The organism is Pseudomonas sp. GL-B-26 (genome assembly GCF_019947405.1).
In the GTDB taxonomy this organism is placed as follows: domain Bacteria; phylum Pseudomonadota; class Gammaproteobacteria; order Pseudomonadales; family Pseudomonadaceae; genus Aquipseudomonas.
Genome location: NZ_JAGYGJ010000008.1, coordinates 81,908 through 100,693, shown reverse-complemented (window position 1 = coordinate 100,693; position 18,786 = coordinate 81,908). Strand labels below are relative to the sequence as shown.

General features: G+C 59.0%; 18 protein-coding genes. 8 read left to right on the top strand and 10 right to left on the bottom strand.

Translation table 11 applies throughout. The features are described from left to right. Positions 1 to 5: 5 nt before the first annotated feature. From napA to KGB23_RS07465, 7 genes are all read right to left on the bottom strand, one after another. Entirely contained in the window at positions 6 to 2,510 is a 2,505-nt protein-coding gene (napA, locus tag KGB23_RS07495; protein ID WP_223430523.1) for a nitrate reductase catalytic subunit NapA, read from the bottom strand. Then, positions 2,507 to 2,767 carry a chaperone NapD gene (locus KGB23_RS07490; RefSeq protein ID WP_223430522.1) on the bottom strand — a complete coding sequence of 87 codons (261 nt, stop codon included), beginning with the start codon at positions 2,765 to 2,767 and terminating at the stop codon, positions 2,507 to 2,509. The genes napA and KGB23_RS07490 overlap by 4 nt, the downstream gene beginning before the upstream one ends. 37 nt (positions 2,768 to 2,804) lie before the next feature. Next, on the bottom strand, positions 2,805 to 2,972 hold the full coding sequence (gene napE, locus KGB23_RS07485; protein ID WP_223430521.1) for a periplasmic nitrate reductase, NapE protein: 168 nt from the start codon (positions 2,970 to 2,972) through the stop codon (positions 2,805 to 2,807). A 170-nt stretch (positions 2,973 to 3,142) separates the two neighbouring features. Continuing rightward, a complete protein-coding gene (arsH, locus tag KGB23_RS07480) occupies positions 3,143 to 3,835 on the bottom strand; it encodes an arsenical resistance protein ArsH (protein ID WP_223430520.1) in 693 nt (230 codons plus the stop codon). An 11-nt stretch (positions 3,836 to 3,846) separates the two neighbouring features. Then, the gene (locus tag KGB23_RS07475; protein ID WP_008154752.1) at positions 3,847 to 4,317 is read right to left on the bottom strand and encodes an arsenate reductase ArsC; all 471 of its coding nucleotides are present in this window, start codon (positions 4,315 to 4,317) and stop codon (positions 3,847 to 3,849) included. 29 nt (positions 4,318 to 4,346) lie between these two features. Then, positions 4,347 to 5,630, bottom strand: a complete 1,284-nt coding sequence (locus KGB23_RS07470; protein ID WP_223430519.1) for an arsenic transporter — start codon at positions 5,628 to 5,630, stop codon at positions 4,347 to 4,349. A 23-nt stretch (positions 5,631 to 5,653) separates the two neighbouring features. Further along, the gene (locus KGB23_RS07465) at positions 5,654 to 6,001 is read right to left on the bottom strand and encodes a metalloregulator ArsR/SmtB family transcription factor (protein WP_150656234.1); all 348 of its coding nucleotides are present in this window, start codon (positions 5,999 to 6,001) and stop codon (positions 5,654 to 5,656) included. Positions 6,002 to 6,202: 201 nt separating this feature from the next. Here KGB23_RS07465 and KGB23_RS07460 point away from each other — a divergent pair, with 201 nt between their 5' ends. After that, a complete protein-coding gene (locus KGB23_RS07460; RefSeq protein ID WP_223430518.1) occupies positions 6,203 to 6,775 on the top strand; it encodes a hypothetical protein in 573 nt (190 codons plus the stop codon). Positions 6,776 to 6,863: 88 nt separating this feature from the next. Here the strand turns inward: KGB23_RS07460 and KGB23_RS07455 are convergent, their stop codons facing one another. Beyond that, complete coding sequence (locus tag KGB23_RS07455; protein ID WP_223430517.1) at positions 6,864 to 7,157, bottom strand: hypothetical protein; 294 nt, start codon at positions 7,155 to 7,157, stop codon at positions 6,864 to 6,866. 213 nt (positions 7,158 to 7,370) lie between these two features. Here KGB23_RS07455 and KGB23_RS07450 point away from each other — a divergent pair, with 213 nt between their 5' ends. The 6 genes from KGB23_RS07450 (at position 7,371) to KGB23_RS07425 (ending at position 15,263) form a co-directional block, all read left to right on the top strand. After that, the gene (locus KGB23_RS07450; RefSeq protein WP_223430516.1) at positions 7,371 to 8,393 is read left to right on the top strand and encodes a helix-turn-helix transcriptional regulator; all 1,023 of its coding nucleotides are present in this window, start codon (positions 7,371 to 7,373) and stop codon (positions 8,391 to 8,393) included. Between the two features lie 340 nt (positions 8,394 to 8,733). Continuing rightward, positions 8,734 to 10,602 (top strand): amidohydrolase, encoded by a 1,869-nt coding sequence (locus KGB23_RS07445; RefSeq protein ID WP_411741488.1) that lies wholly within the window; start codon positions 8,734 to 8,736, stop codon positions 10,600 to 10,602. An 18-nt stretch (positions 10,603 to 10,620) separates the two neighbouring features. Further along, the gene (locus KGB23_RS07440) at positions 10,621 to 12,363 is read left to right on the top strand and encodes an amidohydrolase (protein ID WP_223430514.1); all 1,743 of its coding nucleotides are present in this window, start codon (positions 10,621 to 10,623) and stop codon (positions 12,361 to 12,363) included. 111 nt (positions 12,364 to 12,474) lie between these two features. Next, entirely contained in the window at positions 12,475 to 13,215 is a 741-nt protein-coding gene (locus KGB23_RS07435) for a TorF family putative porin (protein ID WP_223430513.1), read from the top strand. Between the two features lie 50 nt (positions 13,216 to 13,265). Beyond that, the gene (locus tag KGB23_RS07430) at positions 13,266 to 14,669 is read left to right on the top strand and encodes a purine-cytosine permease family protein (protein WP_223430512.1); all 1,404 of its coding nucleotides are present in this window, start codon (positions 13,266 to 13,268) and stop codon (positions 14,667 to 14,669) included. Positions 14,670 to 14,804: 135 nt separating this feature from the next. Next, on the top strand, positions 14,805 to 15,263 hold the full coding sequence (locus KGB23_RS07425) for a GNAT family N-acetyltransferase (protein WP_223430511.1): 459 nt from the start codon (positions 14,805 to 14,807) through the stop codon (positions 15,261 to 15,263). A gap of 125 nt (positions 15,264 to 15,388) precedes the next feature. On the opposite strand, the gene KGB23_RS07420 is transcribed toward KGB23_RS07425, so the two are convergent. After that, positions 15,389 to 16,258, bottom strand: a complete 870-nt coding sequence (locus tag KGB23_RS07420) for an AraC family transcriptional regulator (RefSeq protein WP_223430510.1) — start codon at positions 16,256 to 16,258, stop codon at positions 15,389 to 15,391. A 148-nt stretch (positions 16,259 to 16,406) separates the two neighbouring features. Between KGB23_RS07420 and KGB23_RS07415 the strand changes: the two genes are divergently transcribed. Beyond that, entirely contained in the window at positions 16,407 to 17,129 is a 723-nt protein-coding gene (locus KGB23_RS07415; RefSeq protein ID WP_223430509.1) for a cysteine hydrolase, read from the top strand. Between the two features lie 294 nt (positions 17,130 to 17,423). Here the strand turns inward: KGB23_RS07415 and cls are convergent, their stop codons facing one another. Further along, positions 17,424 to 18,719: a cardiolipin synthase gene (cls, locus tag KGB23_RS07410; RefSeq protein WP_223430508.1), complete on the bottom strand. Its 1,296-nt coding sequence runs from the start codon at positions 18,717 to 18,719 to the stop codon at positions 17,424 to 17,426. Positions 18,720 to 18,786 lie beyond the last annotated feature (67 nt).

The following is an 18,786-nucleotide window of genomic DNA, read 5'->3' as shown; positions in this document are numbered from 1 at the left end:
TCTCCTCAGGCCACGCTGATCAACTCGATTCGTATCGCGCATTTTTTGTAGTCGGTCTGCTTGGAGATCGGGTCGGTGGCATCGAGCGTGACTTTGTTGATCAGCTTGTTGGCATCGAAAAACGGCACGAACACCAGTCCTTGAGGCGGCTTGTTACGCCCGCGGGTCTCGATGCGCGCACGAATCTCACCGCGTCGGCTGATCAACTTCACTTCACTGCCACGCCGCGCCTTCAAGGCCTTGGCATCTTCGGGGTGCATGTAGACCAATGCGTCCGGCACCGCTTTGTACAGTTCCTCGACGCGTTGGGTCATGGTGCCGGTGTGCCAGTGTTCGAGGACGCGCCCGGTGCTCAGCCAGAACGGGTAATCGGCATCCGGGGCTTCGGCTGGCGGCTCGTAGGGCAGGGCGAAAATGATCGCCTTCTTGTCCGGGTAGCCGTAGAACTGCACCTCGCTGCCTTTTTCCACGTAGGGGTCGAGCCCCTCGCGGTAACGCCAGCGGGTTTCCTTGCCGTCCACCACCGGCCAGCGCAGTCCCCGTTCGCTGTGGTAGCGGTCGAACGTGGCAAGGTCATGCCCGTGGCCGCGACCGAATTGGGCGTACTCCTCGAACAAACCTTTTTGCAGGTAGAAGCCAAACGCTTTGGCTTCATCATTTTTGTATCCGGCTTCCATTTGCTCGACCGGGAACTGGTCAACCTGGCCATTCTTGTAAAGCACTTCAAACAGGGTTTTGCCCTTGTGCTCAGGAGACTTGGCCAGTAACTCGGCGGGCCAGGTTTCATCGGTGGTGAAACGCTTGGAAAACTCCAGTAACTGCCACAGGTCCGACTTGGCGTCCCCCGGTGCGGTCACCAATTGATGCCAGAATTGCGTACGCCGTTCAGCGTTGCCGAAGGCACCTTCCTTTTCCACCCACATGGCGCTGGGCAGGATCAGGTCGGCGGCTTGCGCGGAAACGGTAGGGTAGACATCCGAGACAATCACGAAATTTTCCGGGTTGCGCCAGCCCGGCAGAACTTCCTGCATGATGTTCGGCCCGGCGTGCATGTTGTTGCTGGCCTGGGTCCAGTAAACGTTGAGCACGCCGTCCTTGAGCATGCGGCTCTGTTCTACCGCGTGAAAACCAGGCTTCTCCTGAATGGTGCCGGCGGGCAGCTTCCAGATTTTTTCGGCGATGGCGCGGTGCTTGGGGTTGGTCACCACCAGATCGGCGGGCAAGCGGTGGGAGAAGGTCCCGACTTCGCGCGCCGTACCACAGGCCGACGGCTGGCCGGTGAGTGAGAAAGGGCTGTTGCCCGGCTCGCTGATTTTGCCGGTGAGCAGATGGATGTTGTAGATCAGGTTGTTGGCCCAGACGCCGCGAGTGTGCTGATTGAAACCCATGGTCCAGAACGACACGACTTTGCGCTTGGGGTCGGCATACAACTCGGCCAAAGCCTTGAGCCTTTCAGTCGGAACGCCTGTCTCTTTGGCGGTTCGCTCCAGTGTGTAAGGTTTGACGAATGCTGCGTATTGTTCGAAGGAAATGTCGGTCCAGGTGTTGGCCTTGCCGGCATTTTTTGCCTTCATTTCCCGTGGATCGTCAGGGCGCAGGCCGTACCCGATGTCGTCCGCGCCTTGGGCAAATCGGGTGTGTTTCGTAATGAAGTCCTGGTTCACCGCGCCGCTTTCAATGATGTGGTTGGCGATGTAGTTGAGGATCATCAGGTCGGTTTGCGGCTTGAACACCATGGGGATGTCGGCCAGCTCGAAACTGCGATGTTCGAAGGTCGACAGCACGGCCACTTTCACGTGAGGCTGGCTCAGGCGGCGGTCGGTGACCCGGCTCCAGAGCACCGGGTGCATCTCGGCCATGTTCGAGCCCCAGAGCACGAAAGCGTCGGTAGCTTCGATGTCGTCGTAGCACCCCATCGGCTCATCCATGCCAAAGGTGCGCATAAAACCCATCACCGCCGAGGCCATGCAATGGCGGGCGTTGGGGTCGATGTTATTGCTGCGAAAGCCTGCCTTCATCAGCTTGTTGGCGGCATAGCCTTCCCACACGGTCCATTGCCCGGAGCCGAACATGCCGACCGACCCGGGACCTTTGCTCTTCAAGGCCTCCTTGAATTTCAGTTCCATGATGTCGAAGGCCTTCTCCCAACTGATCGGCTGGAATTCGCCTTGCTTGTCGTACTGGCCATTCTTCATGCGCAAAAGCGGTTGGGTCAGGCGATCAACGCCATACATGATCTTCGAAAGGAAATAGCCCTTCACGCAGTTCAGTCCGCGGTTGACCTCCGCCTTGACGTCGCCATGGGTGGCGACCACCCGGTTGTCCTTGGTCGCGACCATCACGCTGCACCCGGTGCCGCAGAAACGGCAGGGCGCCTTGTTCCAGTCCAGGGTGACCATGTCTGCTTCGGTCACCAGATTGCTGGCATCGGTAATAATCGGCAGGCCAGCAGCGGCGGCTGCAATGGCGGCGGCCTGGGCCTTGACGAATGCTCGGCGCGACATGCTCATTCGATATCTCCTTCGGGTTCGAGGAGTTCGTGATAGATCAACGCCGCGTTAAGTACGCCGGGCAAGTTGTTGATCTGTTCGATGCGTTGAAGGATCTGACTTTCGTGTACAGCTTCAAGGACCACCACCAGTTTTCCCGCCGCACTTTCCTGATGCAGTTCCAAGCCGTCCAACAGACGCAGGTTGGCTTTAACGGCGTCGAACAATTCAGGTCGGGCAAGTACGACAAGACTGGCAATATGCAGAGCTTTGTCCATGCGCTGGCTCCAATAGGCTTTCAGAAAAGGCTATTAGTTAGTTGGGTGGTCCCGGTGGGCCGTACAGCATCTGGAAAAACCAGACGATAAAACCGTAACCGCCGACGAAAGCGACCGACAGCAGCGGAAAGAGGCAGACGACAAGAAAGAGAAACAGCCGGGTTTCCTTGCGGCGCTGAGGTTTTCGTTCTTCAGCCAATGACATGAGAAATCTCCTGCCGAACGTGCAGTCAGACTAGATCACGAAGTTTTCGCGGGCTTTCTGGCGGGGGTTTTACAGACCGACGGTTGTTAACCCGTGCTCCGGTGTCGCAACGGGTTATAACGCTTTAAATCATTACTTCATTTAGTTACCAAGGTGCGGACACCCTGCTTTCAAATCGACCGTTGATTCACACGCTGAGTCAGTTCTTCCGCTGACTCTTTGCGTTCGGAGTAGCGGTCAACCAGATCCGGGCGCTCGCGCAGCAGCAACGTGAACCTCACCAGTTCTTCCATGACGTCGACCACCCGGTCATACAGCGAGGACGGTTTCATGCGGTTGCCTTCGTCAAACTCCAGATAAGCCTTCGGCACGGACGATTGATTAGGGATCGTGAACATCCGCATCCAGCGTCCCAGCACGCGAAGCTGATTCACCACGTTAAAGGATTGGGAACCGCCGCTGACTTGCATGACGGCGAGTGTTTTCCCTTGGGTCGGGCGAACGGCGCCCAGGGCCAGCGGCACCCAGTCAATCTGCGCCTTGAATACGGCAGACATGGCGCCGTGGCGCTCGGGTGAACACCAGACCTGTCCTTCAGACCATTGCATCAGCTCAAGCAATTCCTGAACTTTCGGGTGATCGCCGGGTGCGTCATCCGGTAGCGGTAGTCCCGATGGATTGAAGATCCGCGTTTCTGCACCGAAGTGTTCGAGCAGGCGGGCTGCTTCTTCGATCAGCAGCCGACTGAATGACCGTGCGCGGGTTGACCCATACAACAACAGGATTCGTGGCTTGTGTTTGCCGTCGTCACTGGCGATGGGCTGAATCAATGATGCGTCGAGATTAGGCAGTGGATTGGTCATGGGGGCTCCCGTTACAGCGTGCTGATGCGGTCGAGTTCGCGCTTCAGAGCATCGCGGTCAAGTTGGGCGAAGGGCAGGGCGAGGAACGCCCGGCAGCGTGTTTCGATGCGTGCAAGCGTCGAGTGGAATGCAGCGGCGACGACCGTCTCATCGCCCTTCACCTCGGATGGATCCTCCAATCCCCAATGGGCCTTGAGGGCCGGCCCGAAGTAGACCGGGCAGGCCTCACCGGCGGCCTTGTCGCAGACGGTGATGACAATGTCCGGCGGGTTGGCCTCGAAGGCGTCGTTGCCTTTGCTGCTTAACCCGTCGATCGCAATCCCGGCCTCTTGCAACGTGGTCAGGCTGCGCGGCAGAACCTGCCCTTTGGGGAAGCTGCCGGCGCTGATCGCCTGGAAACCTTGCGGTGCGAGATGATTGAACATCGCTTCGGACAGAATGCTGCGACAGCTATTGGCGGTACACATGAATAGAACGCGCATGGCGACTCCTCTTTCCAGACGGGCAGGTGCTAAACGCCCAGGCGCAAGGCCAGGGCAGATAAGGTGATGAACAGAATCGGCAGCGTCAGAACGACACCCACCTTGAAGTAGTAACCCCAGGTGATGCGGATGCCCTTGCGCTCCAGAACATGCAGCCAGAGCAGTGTTGCCAGGCTACCGATAGGGGTGATTTTCGGGCCCAGATCAGAGCCGATGACATTGGCGTAGATCATGGCCTCACGCACCACGCCGGTGGCGTCACTGGCCTGGATCGACAGCGCACCCACCAACACCGTCGGCATGTTGTTCATGCCGGATGACAGCAACGCCGTGAGAAAACCAGTCCCCAACGCGGCGCCCCAGATGCCTAATTCGGCAAAGTAGTTCAGGGCCACTGTCAGATAGGTTGTCAGGCCAGCGTTTTTCAGCCCATAAACCACCAGGTACATGCCCAGCGAAAAGGTCACGACCTGCCATGGCGCTTCGCGCAACACACGTCGGGTTGAAATCACATGCCCACGCGCCGCAACGGCGAACAGCATCGCGGCGCAGACCGCCGCAATGACACTGATCGGAATGCCCAGAGGCTCCAGCGCAAACAGCCCAATCAGCAACAAACCCAGGACAATCCAGCCGACGCGAAAGGTCAGTGGGTCTCGCACGGCACGTCGTGGGTCTTGTAGGTCATCCAGTGAATAGCGTTCGGGTATGTCACGACGGAAAAACCAATACAGCACTCCGAGGGTGGAGCCCACGGCAACGAAATTGACCGGGACCATGACTGAAGCGTACTCGCTGAAACCCAGGCCGAAGTAGTCGGCTGAAACGATATTGACGAGGTTCGACACCACCAGAGGCAGGCTGGCCGTGTCGGCAATAAAGCCGGCTGCCATGACAAACGCCAGGGTGGACGCTGGGGAAAAGCGCAGGGCGAGCAAAATCGAAATGACGATGGGGGTCAGTATCAGTGCCGCACCGTCATTGGCAAACAGGGCGGAAACGGCTGCGCCCAGTAGCACCGTGAAAGCGAACAGGCGACGACCATCGCCCTTGGCCCAGCGTGCTACATGCAGGGCGGCCCACTGAAAGAAGCCTGCCTCATCAAGCAACAAGCTAATGATGATGACCGCGATAAACGTAGCGGTGGCGTTCCAGACAATGCCCCACACCAGTGGAATATCGTCCAGCGTCACGACGCCTGCAATCAGTGCAAGGGCAGCCCCCAAGGAGGCGCTCCAGCCGACACCCAATCCCTTGGGCTGCCAAATGACCAACACAATGGTGACAAGAAAAATGGCGAACGCAGTAAACATGAGCAGTCTCGACGGGTGATGGGTCAGCAGCAGGCGGCAGTGTTGATAGGCCGGTCGCCCATCACTTTGAGTCGAGTGCTGTTTTCCTCAAGCCAGTCGGCGTTGGCTTCCAGGGTTGTCTCAAGAATGCTGCGAACCCACTTTGGCAGTTCGGGGTTGAGCCGGTAATACACCCACTGACCCTGGCGGCGGTCCAGCAGCAGGCCACATGCCCGGAGTTGCGCGAGGTGGCGGGAGATTTTCGGCTGGCTGTCGTTCAGGGCGCAGACCAGTTCGCAGACGCATAACTCTCCCTCACGGGTGATCAGTAAGGTGGCCCGTGTGCGAGTTTCGTCGGACAGGCATTTGAATACGGCGGCAGGGTTCAGCATGGAAGTGTCTTCACTACATGTGGTTATCCGAATATACGGTTATCCATATGTATCGAGCAAGCCGAATCAGACCGATATCACGGTCGGTGCCAGCCTATGAATTAATGCTCATCTTGAAAATGCAATTGCAAATTTGTATCATTCGTTTTCAATTCAGCGAAGCAGGGAACGCCGCGCCAAAACAATAATAAGGTCAAGGCAATGCTCAAAATGCTTCTCGTATACGGTCATCTGCTCGCTACGTGTATTGCCCTGGGGAGGGTGTTGCAGGCAGATCACAAACTTTGGAGTTGGCGCAAGGAAATACTGGACCAGGCGAGGCGTGAGTACCTTGATGAAACTCAGAGGATCGTCAGCCTCGCACTGCTGGCCCTTTGGGCAAGCGGACTGTTGCTGGTGCTTGAGGGGTATCTCAATGAAGGCGACGCGTATCTGCTCAATCAGAAACTCTGGGCCAAGGTAACTGTCGTCGCGCTGCTTAGCCTCAACGGCGCATTGTTGCATCGAGTCGGCTTCCCGTTGCTGCAAAAGGCTCCCTTCGTCGCACTGCGCAGTGCAGGCCGCACGCGGCTCGCCTTGTTGGGTGCGCTTTCCATGAGCGGTTGGCTATTCGCCGCTTTCCTGGGGGTGGCTCGAGCCTGGAATCACGTGTTGCCTTATCTACATGTGATGGGCGCATTCGCCGCATTCTCGTTACTGGCGTGTTGCGTGGCACTTGCAGTCGCCGCCAGGGCGGGCAGTGTCGGAGCGCAAAAATCCTCGGTACCGGGGTAGCTATCAATAATGGGCAGCCGGTAGCCTGGAGTTTGTCGAGCCATTGTGGTTGACCGTGAACCGAACGGCCCGCTTCACTGCCGCCCTTTTAATTTTTGCACTCCGCCAATACCACTTTGCAGGTATCGGGCGTGCCACCGGATCGGCCGGCATAGCGTATGCAATTATTCAGGGATTTTTTGCGAGCCATGTTCAAGGTGGAGCCCCAAGCCAGGCCGCCCTCGCCGGCAGTGGGTAGCGCTTTTGCATAGCAGCTGTCACCTATGGCCGAATAGCGAGCTGTCGCAGCTTTGCCTGCACATCCCGCTGCCAGCGCCAGGTTGATGGCGAGCAGGGAGAACAGGATCCATGACGAGCATTGGCGCGCTGCTTTTCCGGTCATCCCATCTCCCCTGTATCAAGAGGCTAGTGGCTTGTTTGTGGTTGTACTCTATTCAGATTAGATGGTGTTGTGCCGGCCCTTGGGTCGGTTTAGCGGAATTAGCGCATTTGAGTCATTCTTGCTGACAGCCGGAACAATAGCGCTCGCTGGACCCATAACCGCGCCTATGGCATCGTCGAAAAAATACGCCATGTAGTAAACAGGATAAAAACAATGGAGGAGGGTGATGAGGTCGGCGCCAAGGCGTCGATGGCCACGCTGACAGCGTTCAATCGTTGCGTGTTGCACCTGGGTCGGCTTGCTCGAGACCGCGGGGCATCTCAATTCATCGCCGACGGCTTGCAGGCCTTCCGCCAACTGGTGCCCTTCGCTTCGGCATGGTGGGGCGAGATGTCTGCGTCAGGCGTCAATGCTCCGCCCAAAAGCTGGATGCACGGACGGATCAATCTGTCTGAGTCGTTTGCCGTCGAATGGCACAAAGTAGCGGTCAGCGACAGATTTTCCCAGGAGACCTTAAGTCAACCCGGGGTAGTTGTGCGCGACAGTGGGTTCACCGATCCCTGTGAGGAGGTGAACGACTTCGCACGGCGTCACGACATCTACCACCTGATGTGCATCACGTTCGAGCTCCCTGAAAGCGGCTTGATGTTCTTCGTCTGTCTCTACCGTGGCCTTCATGCACCGGCTTTCAATGACAGCGAGGCCGGGTTGTTTTCGGCGTTCTGCGACCATCTGTTGCAGTTGTGGCGCTTTCAGGTGCAGGACATGATTCGCTGCGACACGGGCAACGGGGCGAGTGACTTCGGGGTCGCCCGGATGGATGGCAGTCTGCTGTATGTGGGCGCAAGTCTGTGCACCGCCATTCAGCGCGAGTTGCCCGGGTGGAGCGGTTCAATGCTTCCCGTTGATGTCATCGCGCAACTGCAAAAAGCGCCGTGTGTGATTCGCCTGGGTCGCACTGCCATGACACTTAGCCCCAACGCCGAGCACGTCATCCTGTCACTCGAATCACAGTCGCGCGGGGCGGTGCTGGCGCCACGCGAGCGCACGGCGGCGATGCTGTTCGCCGCCGGTCACTCCTATAAGGAAATTGCCAAAATCCTTGCACTGAGTCCGGCCACAGTGCGCACCTATTTGCGTAACTGCTACTTGCAGCTCGGCGTGAAGAGCAAAGTGGAGCTGGGTTCAGCCCTGCGTTCGCCGACTTCGCTTGCGGAAACTGCACGTCGTAATTAAGCGCAGCGCCTTAAGCCATAACGCAGTCCTTGTAGCAGCTGGCGAAGCCTGCGTTCGGTTCGGGCCGCGTTCGGAGGCAGCAGTCGTAAACCCTGAGTGCGCGGTGAGTCTGGTGCACCGCATAGTCTGACTTCACGACTGCTACGCAGCCGAACGCAGCCTTCGGCAGCTGCTACAAAGTATGCGTTGCTGCTCAACTGACCGGTATTTGCCTGACCCCTCCTCATTTGTGGAGGTCCGTACTTCTGCTGCGCTCTATATCGTGTGCCCTGCATATCAGGGGCTTGCACGGCAGTCTGTCCGGGCCACTTCCACAACTATAAAAATAGAGGTGAGGCAGTTGAAATTTTCCAGGCTATCTATCGTCGTTGCCGCGACAACGGCATTTTCCTGCGTGGCGCTGGTGGGGTGTCAGACACACGCTTCGACAGGCGCCGACATGGTCATGCGCAACGGCTATGTCTATACCGTCGACGGCAAGAATTCCGTGCAGCAGGCGATCGCCGTCACGGGCGGGAAGATCGTTTATGTCGGCAGTGATGCAGGGGTTGCCTCGTACATCGGCACGCAGACACAGCTGATCGATCTGGCCGGCCGCATGCTGATGCCGGGTTTCGTTGATGCGCACATGCATCCGGGGGATGGCGGCCGCGCCATGACCTTGTGCGACCTGAAATACCAGACGATGACCCGCAAGGCTTTCCAGGAAACCATTCAGGCGTGCCTGGATGCCGACAAGGACAAAGGCCCCGATGTCTGGCTCGAAGTGGGCAGTTGGGACCGCATTGGCATGACCGGACTCGACGGTGACGCCGACAAGTCGACGCTGGACGCACTCAAGACCAATCGCCCAATTCAAGTCCGTTCCACCGACTTCCATACGGTGTTGACCAACTCTCGCGGCTTGGCGGTCGCCGGCATCAACAAGCACACGGCCAATCCCGGTGATGGCAAGTACGTGCGCGACAGCGCCGGCAACCCGAACGGCATCTGCGAAGACGGAGCCGCCGAAGCCATGGCCGCCGTGGTGCCGCCCGCCACGGACGCAGAGAAACTCAATCAGACCCGCGCGGCGCTCGACGCCATGCGCCAGCAAGGCATCACCAGTTTCTTCGATGCCTTGTCGGGGCCGGAAAACGGCAAAGCGTTTACCACCCTGCAACAGTCGGGTGAGCTGACGGCCCGGGCCTTGCTGGCGATCAAACTCGACCCTGCGGCCGCGGCTGCCGACCCGGACAAAACCATCGCCGAGGCCAAGGCAATGGCCACCACCTACGATCAGGGCGAAGCGAAACCGGCGCCGGGTGTGAGCATGCGCCACGTCAAACTGTTCATGGACGGCATCATCAACGCGCCGGCGGACACGGGTGCAATGTTGACGCCGTACCTGCGCAATGCCGGCACCGATACGTCGCCGAAGTGGGCACCAGGCAAGAACACCGGTGAGCTTTACTTCCCGCCGCAAGTACTCAACCCGCTGCTGCTGAAGGCCGTTCAGGCCGGCCTCGATCCGCATATTCACGCCACCGGAGACCGCGCGGTGCGTGACTCACTGAACGGCATCGAATACCTGCGCCAGCAGCTGCCTGGCAATGGCTTCCGCCCAACCATTACTCACAACGAGTCGGTGGACCCTGCCGACTATGCGCGCTTCAAAGCGCTCGACGTGACCGCCAACATGTCCTTCCAGTGGGCCCAGCAGGCACCGTCAACGGTTGACGGTACCAACGAACATCTGGGGGCGGCGCGATTTGCCCGCATGGAACCCTCCGGCAGCATCGCTCGTGCCGGCGGCCGTGTGGCGTATGGCAGCGACTGGCCGGTCGACCCGCTCGACGAGTTCCTGGCGTTGAAGATCGGTGTCACCCGCTCAGGTGATCCGCTGAACCCGCACAGCTACGGCCCCAAGTATGCGGGCAGGCTGAATGCCGACCCGGCGCTGTCGCGCACTGAAGTGCTGCGCACCATCACCATGAACGCCGCCGAGCAGCTGAAACTGGACGCTGTCGTCGGTTCGGTCGAGGTCGGCAAGTTCGCGGACCTGATCGTTCTGGACAAGAACTTCATGCAGGTGCCCGAGGAGGAGTTGGCTCGAAACAATGTGCTGCTGACGGTCGTGGGCGGCCAGGTCGTGTGGGCCAAGGCGCCGTTCGTTGGCCTTGATCCGAAGGCATTGTCCCAGGCATCGGCCTCCCGTTCTGCCCAATAAAAACAAGAGAGTGTTCCGATGCAGCGATTTATTCCAAACCTGTTGGCCGCAGCCCTGGCCTTTTCTTCGGTGCAAGCCATGGCCGCCGCTGACCTTGTGTTGTTCAACGGCAAGGTCTTTACCGCCGAACCCGGTCAGGGACTGGTCCAGGCAGTGGCCGTGCAAGACGGCAAGATTCTCAAAGTGGGCAGCAATGCCGAGATCAACGCCCTGGCCGACACCGGCACGCAACGGATCGATCTGGCGGGCAAGGTGCTGATGCCGGGAATGATTGATACCCACAGTCACCCGGTGGTTGCGGCCTTCAACAGCATGGGGGCCAATCTGCTGGATGAAGTCAAGCCGTTGCCGGAGCTTGAACAGTGGATTATCGAACAGGATCAGGCGGGCATTGCGCGGGCCGGTGACGTGATCAGCATCGCCGGGGTCAGTTCGGCCTATTGGGACAAGAGCCGTGAGCTGGGCCAGCGCTTCAACCAGGGACGTTGGGCGGATCAACCGGTGGTCCTCAGCGGGATTGACGGGCACACCGGATGGGCCAACAACGCCATGCTCAAGCGCCTGAAGATCGACGCGGCACTGGTAAAAGGTCTCTCGGAACAGGACCGCAGCTTTGTGGGTCACGACACGGACTTCACCCCCAATGGCTATTTTGCCGAGTCGCGCTGGGACCAGGTACGCAGCCAGATCCCCGCGCCCAGCGACGAGATCATGTTGAAAGCCGCCCGCGAGGCCGTGAAGGTCAACAATCAATACGGCGTCACCGCCTGGATGGACGCGGCGGCGAATGCCGGCAGTGGCGATTCGCTGTTCGATTTCAAGGCAACCGAGCAGAGTTACGGCGTGTTGCCGCTTTACCGCGAACTGGCAGAGAAGGGCGAGCTCAATGCCCACGTCGCCGCGCTGCTGTTGGCCAACCCGAAAAGTCGACCGGCCGATCTGGAAGTGCTGGCCAAGGTAATGAAGAAATTCGAGGGCGTACCCAACCTGAGTTTTCCTGGCATCAAGGTATTCGCTGACGGCGTTCTCGAGTTTCCGGGGCAGACCGCAGCGGTCATCGTTCCCTTCAAGAACAGCCATAAAAACGGTCAACTGCTGATCGACCCCGCGCACTTCGGTGAGTTGGTCGTGGCAGCGGAGAAGCGCGACTGGATCGTGCACATGCATGCGGTTGGCGACCGTGCGGTGCGTGAGTCACTCAATGGTTTTGCCTACGCGCGCAAACTCAACCCGACACCGGTGGCTCATAGCATCAGCCACCTGCAACTGGTCAACCCCAAAGAGTTTCCGCGCTTCAAGCAACTTGGCGTGATCGCTTCCATGCAATTGCTGTGGGCCACCGGCGAGAGTTACACCGTCGAGCTCGTCAAACCCTATATCAGCGCGTTTGCTTACGGTTATCAGTATCCCGCCAAGTCCCTGCATAACGCCGGTGCGGTCATCGCCGGTGGCAGTGACTGGCCGGTGTCCAGCCCCAATCCATGGAACGCCATCGCTCAGGCCAGCACGCGCAAAGGGCCGCTGGGTGTGTTGAATGCCAAGGAAAGCATCGATCGCCAGACCATGTTCTACGCCTACACGCTCAATGCCGCCAAAGCCCTGCGCCTGGAGCAGCAGATTGGTTCGCTGACACCCGGCAAACAGGCCGATCTGATCATCCTCGACCGCGATGTCTTCAAGGTCAGCGATGACGAACTGTTCGACACCAAGGTCCTGAAGACCTTCTTCGCCGGCAAAGAGGTGTACGCGCCCGCGTCCTGACCCTCCGTTCACCCGCACCACGCAAAAGACTGCCTGGCTCCTCGTATGGCGAGGGGCTCGGCATCGCCATGCCTGAAACAACCCGCACCTCCATAAAAATAAGAGACTTGTATGAACGCACGCTCAGTATTGACCCTTGCCACTCTTGTATTGGCACCCCTGACCACCCAGGCACTGCCACTCAACGATGACTTCAGCCTGGACATGACCCTGGGAGTCTTCAGCGACTACCGCACCCGTGGCATTTCGCAAACCCTGGGTGATCCGGCGGCTCAGGCCGGCGCCACGCTGGTGCACAGCAGCGGCTTGTACGTTGGCGCCTGGACCTCGAACGTCGATTTCGGCGGCGAGTTCAAGACGCGGCAGGAACTCGAGTATTACGCCGGCTACTACTGGCAGGCGACCGAGGCCATCAGCCTCGATCTGGGGTACATCAAGTACGACTATCCAAAGGAAGGCCAATTCAACCTGAGTGAGGTCTACGCCGTCCTTGACGTTTATGGCGTGAAGCTCGGCGCCTACTACTCAAACGATACGCCGAACTTCTTTGGCGAGGACCAGGACACCCTTTACACCTACCTCAGCTACAAAATCGAATTGCCGGCCGAGATCGGCCTGGACCTGCGTGTGGGTCGCAACGATGTCAAAGACCCGGCGTTCTGGTCCGCCAACGGTGAAAGCCGCGATGCCTACACCGAGTGGGAAGCCAAGTTGACCCGTGACTTCGTGGGCGTGACTTGGGGCCTTAGCTACATTGATACCGACCTGTCGAAAAGCGAATGCACGAGCTGGTACGGTTATGGCGATCTGTGCACGGCCACTGTGGTTGCCAGTGCCAGCAAGGCGTTCTAAGCGTTCGAGTCCACACTCTAAAAACAAGCGCCTCAAAGGAAAACAGCGTAATGACCAAGGTCAGCGATAGTCAGCAGCGAAGTCCCCTGATCGAGACACGTTCGATCGATTTCATCCCCGAGGCCGAGCGGCATGGCAGCCTCTACAGCCAGTTCACCCTGTGGCTCGGTGCCAACCTGCAAATCACGGCGATCGTCACCGGCGCCCTGGCCGTGGTGCTGGGCGGCGATGTGTTCTGGTCGCTCATCGGCTTGCTGATCGGCCAGGTGCTGGGCGGCGCAGTGGTTGCCCTGCACGCGGCGCAAGGGCCGAAGCTCGGGCTGCCGCAGATGATCTCCAGCCGTGTGCAGTTCGGGGTCTATGGGGCGGCCATCCCGATTGTGCTGGTGTGCCTGATGTACCTCGGTTTCAGCGCCACCGGCGCGGTGTTGTCGGGGCAGGCGATTGCCCAGTTGATCCATGTCAGCGACAGCGCCGGCATTCTGATTTTCGCCTCGTGCATCGCGTTTCTGACGATCTTCGGTTACCGGGTCATCCACCTGGTCGGCCGGGTGGCCAGCGTGCTGGGCATCATCGCCTTCGTCTATCTGTTTACCCGGTTGATGACCCTCAACGATATCGGTCTGTTGCTGGAAAACCGTCACTTCGGCTGGAGTACTTTCCTGCTGGCGGTGTCGTTATCCGCTTCCTGGCAGATCGCCTTTGGCCCTTATGTGGCTGACTACTCACGCTACCTGCCGAGCAAGACCTCGTCCTGGAAAACGTTCGCTGCCGTCGGGCTTGGAACGGTGTTGGGCGCTCAGGCGTCCATGGTCCTGGGGGTGTTCGCCGCGGCGTTGGCCGGTGTGAACTTCCGCGGTCACGAGGTGGCGACCATCGTCGGGTTGGGCAGCACCGGTGTGATGGCGTCCCTGCTGTACCTGAGCGTGGTGTTCGGCAAGGTCACGGTGTCCACGCTCAACGCTTATGGCAGCTTCATGTGCGTGGCCACCATCATCAGCGGTTTCCGCAGTCGTCTGGAGATTTCCGCCCGCCAGCGGATGGTGTTTGTGTTGGTGATTGTCGCGGCATCGACCACGCTCGCGCTGCTGGGCCAGTACTCGTTTCTCAACACCTTCAAGTACTTCATCCTGTTTTTGTTGACCTTCTTCACACCGTGGAGCGCGATCAATCTGGTGGATTACTACTTCATCAACAAAGAGCGCTATGACATCCCGGCATTGTCCGACCCGGCGGGTCGTTATGGCCGCTGGAACATGCGTGGGATCAGCGTGTATGTCGTGGGTGTATTGATCCAGTTGCCCTTCGTCGATACTCACTTCTATTCCGGGCCGATGGTCGCGCAGCTCGGCGGTGTCGATATTTCCTGGATCGTTGGTCTGGTGGTGCCGGGGATTCTTTATTACGGGCTGGCCAGGACATCAATGCCGGCGGTGGCCCCTGCGCGGAACTGAAAGGCCTAAGGAGGAAAGTAAAAAGATCGCAGCCTGCGTACGCCGTCCCTTGTAGGAGCTGCCGCAGGCTGCGATCTTTTGATCTACATTTCCCTTTTCCCGCTCATCAAACCAATCCGCAAGGAAACGATCAACATGGACATCCAGGCCCTGCGCGCCGACGCATCCCACCTCGATAAAATCGCCAGCCTGTTCGACGCCTATCGAGGCTTCTACGGCCAGCCGTCGAACCTGCCGCAGTCTCGCGAGTTCATCGCCGAGCGCATTGCCCGGGACGAATCCGCGATCTTCTTCGCCCAGGCCCCCAGCGGCGAGGCGCTGGGTTTCGTGCAGTTGTTCCCGACGTTCTCCTCCATCGACGCGCATCGCACCTGGCTGCTCGGCGATCTCTTCACAACACCCGCCGCCCGAGGGCAAGGGGTCGGCACGTTGCTGATGAACACCGCGCGAGCCTTTGCATTGTTGACCGGCGCCAAAGGCATGCTGCTGGAAACGGCCACGGACAATGTCAGCGCGCAACGGTTGTATGAATCCTTGGGCTATGTGCGCGACACGGGTTACTACACCTATTGCCTCGATTTGAAACAAGGCTGAGCCAACCGCTGCCGGTTACCTCAACTCGTGCAGGAATGCAGCTTGGGCCTTGGGGCACGTGAGGATGCGGTAACGCGTGCGTTATCGGCAGGACGCTGCAGACCCTTACTCACAGAGTTGATTTTTTACCGCTGGGTTGGCTGCACGTACGCCGTCACCTGCGGCAAATCCCTGCCCGCATCACGTTTCAGCCATTCGGCCGGCGGCCAGCCGACCACGTTGAGAAAGGTTCTGGAGAAAGACGCTTGCGAGCTATAGCCGACCGAGGCGGCGATCACTTTGATCTGAACCCCGTCGCGGAGCATGTCCTGGGCCACTTTCATTCGCCAGGCGGTGACGTAGCCCATCGGTGAAATCTCCATGATCTGGGTGAAGCAGGCCGAGAATTTTGATCGGGACATGTTCGCCAGGCCTGCAAGCTTCTCCACTGTCCAGAGCGCCTCAGGTTCCTGGTGGATCCGGTTGAACACCGCGCTCAGGCGCCCGTCCTGAAGGGCATACAGCAGACCGCTGGAAATCTTTTGCTCGATGACTGCGTGCCGCACCAACACCACGAACATGTACTCGAGCAGCAGATTGAGCGCCTTAACTCTGCCGGGGGCCTGATCCTGGAATTCGGCGAGCAGCGCGCCGATCACGGGGGTGAGGTTCTCCAGTTCCTTGAACGGGAAAACCAGTGTTTCCTTCAGGCCGAGTGGGAAGGGGTGCAGGGTGTTGCGCCCGAACTGGAACGAGGCACAGATCAGCTCCGCGCCCTGTGCCGAACTGGAGCGCAACTGGTAACGGCAACTGCTCGGACAAAACAGCACGCTGGGCTCGGCGATCGACAGCTTCGGTAGCCCGGGCTGAACCATGTCGATCCCGCCCTGACTGATGACATGGATGAACGCCATGCCCGGCGGCTTATCGAGGACCAGCGTGCCATCCACCCGTCCGGAGAAGAACAGCCGGCCCTGAAGGTGGGTGCGCTCGAAGAATTCGGACAGGATATCCATGATAGAGACGACCGGGTAAAGACTCTGCACGTCCTGGCAAAAGGGGGGCAGGGCGGGGCAATAGGATGAAGTTCTCGCCGATGGTAGACCCCTTCCGGGCGCCATGGGCGCAGCGTGTTTTTCTTATCGTCGACCGGAGTCCACTGTCATGAGCAACCATCCAACGACCATCGCCCCTCAGTATGCAGACCCGGCAGAGCCTGCGCTGCCGGATCCCGGCATGCAGCTTGACCTTTCACGGGCCGCGTTGGTGGTCATTGATCCACAGATCGACTTCCTAAGTCCCGAGGGCGTGAGCTGGAGTGTATTTGGCAAGAGCATCGTCGAGCACGATACCGTCAAACACATTGGCGAGTTGTTCGCCGCCGCCAAGGCCGCCGGCATCACCGTCGCCGTTTCGCCGCACTACTACTATCCGTGTGACCACGACTGGCATTTCGGCGGACCGCTCGAGAAGGTCATGCACAGCATCTGCATGTTCGATCGCAAGGGGCCGTTGACCCTCGACGGTTTCGAGAACTCCGGTGCCGACTTCATGCCCGAGTACAAGCCCTACATCCTCGACGGCAAAACCATCATTGCTTCACCGCACAAGGTGTACGGCCCGGAAACCAATGACCTGGCGCTTCAGCTGCGCAAGCACGGTGTGTCGCAAATCATATTGGCGGGCATGGCGGCGAACCTGTGCGTCGAGTCGCATCTGCGCGAACTGCTGGAGCTTGGCTTTGAAGTGGCCGTGGTTCGGGACGCGACCGCCGGCCCGACGACCCCCGAAGGTGATGGCTACCTTGCCGCACTGATCAACTATCGCTACATCGCCAATGCCCTGTGGAGCACGGCGCAAACGGTTGAGTTTCTAAAGGCCAAATAGGTCAAGCGCGACCAGGCTGTACCTCGCGATGCGGGGTACAGCCTTGCCAATACGAGATCACAATCGACGAATCGAGACGCTCTTGGACTCTATGCAAACCCGAGAAACGACAGGATAACCACGACAATCACAACTAACCCGACGATGTAGATGATGTTGTTCATGAAGTCCACCTCTCAACCTGAATGAATTGCGAAACGTGAGAGTTACAACCACAAGGTACTGCACCTTACTCGCAATTCCATTGCGCAACACACAGCGCTCCGTTGCTCATTCGCAACCGCGACACTCGACTTATAGCCAGTATTCCCAGAGTTGTCCCATCTGCTCCTTGGCTCTCAAAGCGAGCGAGCGGCGCTGCCACTTTTCCAGCTTGATTTCGTTCGACTTGGCCAGATCAGCCATGAATGCCGCCTGCATCTTTTTCCCAAATCCGGTGCCCAGCACAACGACGTTGACTTCATCGTTGTGCACGAAGCTGCGCCAGTCGAGGTTGGTGGAGCCGACACTCGACCACACGCCATCGATGACTGCAGTCTTGACGTGGAGTAGCGCGTCACGGCGTTCGTAAAGCTTGACGTTGGCCTCCAGCAGCTCGTTGTAGTAGGCGCGTCCGGCATGGAACACCAGCCACGAATCGGTGCTGCCGGGCAGCACCAGTTTGACGTCCACGCCACGTGCTGCCGCCTCCTTGAGTGCCGCCAGCAGCTGCGGGTCGGGCACAAAGTACGCATTAGCCAGCCATATCTCGGTCTGCGCGCTACGCAGCGCCGAAATCAACGTCGCATAGATCTGGCTGAACGGCTCATCTGGCGAGCTGCCGATGGCGCGAATCACCTCGGTGCCTTTGCGCTCAGGTGGCGGAAAGTAGTGACGAGCCTCGAGTGGTTGACCTTTCTGGGCCGTCCAGGTTCCGATGAACAGCTTCTGCAGCTCCGCCACCACCGGCCCCTCGATGCGCAAGTCGGTATCGCGCCAGGGCAAATCACCATTGGGACGCGTCTTCGAGTGTGAGCTGAACGAGCTCCCCGAATAGACGCTGCTGATGTTGATCCCGCCGAGAAAGGCAATACGGCCGTCCACTATCAGCAGCTTTCGGTGATCGCGCTGGTTCACGTCCCAGCCGGCTTTGGCCGTCACCGGATTGATGGGGTTGTACTCCAGAACTTTGATGCCCGCTTCGGTCAATCGAGAGAAAAACGCTGAGGGTGTTCCACGGGTTCCGACGCTGTCACGGATCAGATTGACCTGTACGCCTTTGTGTTGCTGAGCGATCAGTGCGGCGGCGAAACGCTGACCGACTTCATCATCTTCGAGGATGTAGGTTTCCATGTTGATGTGGTCGCGCGCAGCTTCAATGGCTTTGATCATCGACTGGTAGGTGCTGGGGCCGTCCTGCAGCAAGTCGACCTTGTTTCCTTCCGTTAGCGGGCTACCGGAGATGGATTCTTCGATGGCGAGGTGCACATCGAAGATGTTGGTCTCTGCGCCGGTGGACTTGAGTCGGTCGAGAATGGCTTTGCTGCGCTCGGCTGACAGAGGTCCGTTTATCCCGTCGAGTTGCACTGGCGCAGAGGGCGCGCGAGCCATGTCCGGCACTATCCTCGGCAAAGCACTGGAGCCAATCACAAATGTCAGGAGCACAACCACGCCTAGC

Coding starts and splice junctions, on each gene's coding strand:
- napA (WP_223430523.1), bottom strand. CDS start 2,510: ATGAGCATGTCGCGCCGAGCATTCGTCAAGGCCCAGGCCGCCGCCATT.
- KGB23_RS07490 (WP_223430522.1), bottom strand. CDS start 2,767: ATGGACAAAGCTCTGCATATTGCCAGTCTTGTCGTACTTGCCCGACCT.
- napE (WP_223430521.1), bottom strand. CDS start 2,972: ATGTCATTGGCTGAAGAACGAAAACCTCAGCGCCGCAAGGAAACCCGG.
- arsH (WP_223430520.1), bottom strand. CDS start 3,835: ATGACCAATCCACTGCCTAATCTCGACGCATCATTGATTCAGCCCATC.
- KGB23_RS07475 (WP_008154752.1), bottom strand. CDS start 4,317: ATGCGCGTTCTATTCATGTGTACCGCCAATAGCTGTCGCAGCATTCTG.
- KGB23_RS07470 (WP_223430519.1), bottom strand. CDS start 5,630: ATGTTTACTGCGTTCGCCATTTTTCTTGTCACCATTGTGTTGGTCATT.
- KGB23_RS07465 (WP_150656234.1), bottom strand. CDS start 6,001: ATGCTGAACCCTGCCGCCGTATTCAAATGCCTGTCCGACGAAACTCGC.
- KGB23_RS07460 (WP_223430518.1), top strand. CDS start 6,203: ATGCTCAAAATGCTTCTCGTATACGGTCATCTGCTCGCTACGTGTATT.
- KGB23_RS07455 (WP_223430517.1), bottom strand. CDS start 7,157: ATGACCGGAAAAGCAGCGCGCCAATGCTCGTCATGGATCCTGTTCTCC.
- KGB23_RS07450 (WP_223430516.1), top strand. CDS start 7,371: ATGGAGGAGGGTGATGAGGTCGGCGCCAAGGCGTCGATGGCCACGCTG.
- KGB23_RS07440 (WP_223430514.1), top strand. CDS start 10,621: ATGCAGCGATTTATTCCAAACCTGTTGGCCGCAGCCCTGGCCTTTTCT.
- KGB23_RS07435 (WP_223430513.1), top strand. CDS start 12,475: ATGAACGCACGCTCAGTATTGACCCTTGCCACTCTTGTATTGGCACCC.
- KGB23_RS07430 (WP_223430512.1), top strand. CDS start 13,266: ATGACCAAGGTCAGCGATAGTCAGCAGCGAAGTCCCCTGATCGAGACA.
- KGB23_RS07425 (WP_223430511.1), top strand. CDS start 14,805: ATGGACATCCAGGCCCTGCGCGCCGACGCATCCCACCTCGATAAAATC.
- KGB23_RS07420 (WP_223430510.1), bottom strand. CDS start 16,258: ATGGATATCCTGTCCGAATTCTTCGAGCGCACCCACCTTCAGGGCCGG.
- KGB23_RS07415 (WP_223430509.1), top strand. CDS start 16,407: ATGAGCAACCATCCAACGACCATCGCCCCTCAGTATGCAGACCCGGCA.
- cls (WP_223430508.1), bottom strand. CDS start 18,719: ATGGCTCGCGCGCCCTCTGCGCCAGTGCAACTCGACGGGATAAACGGA.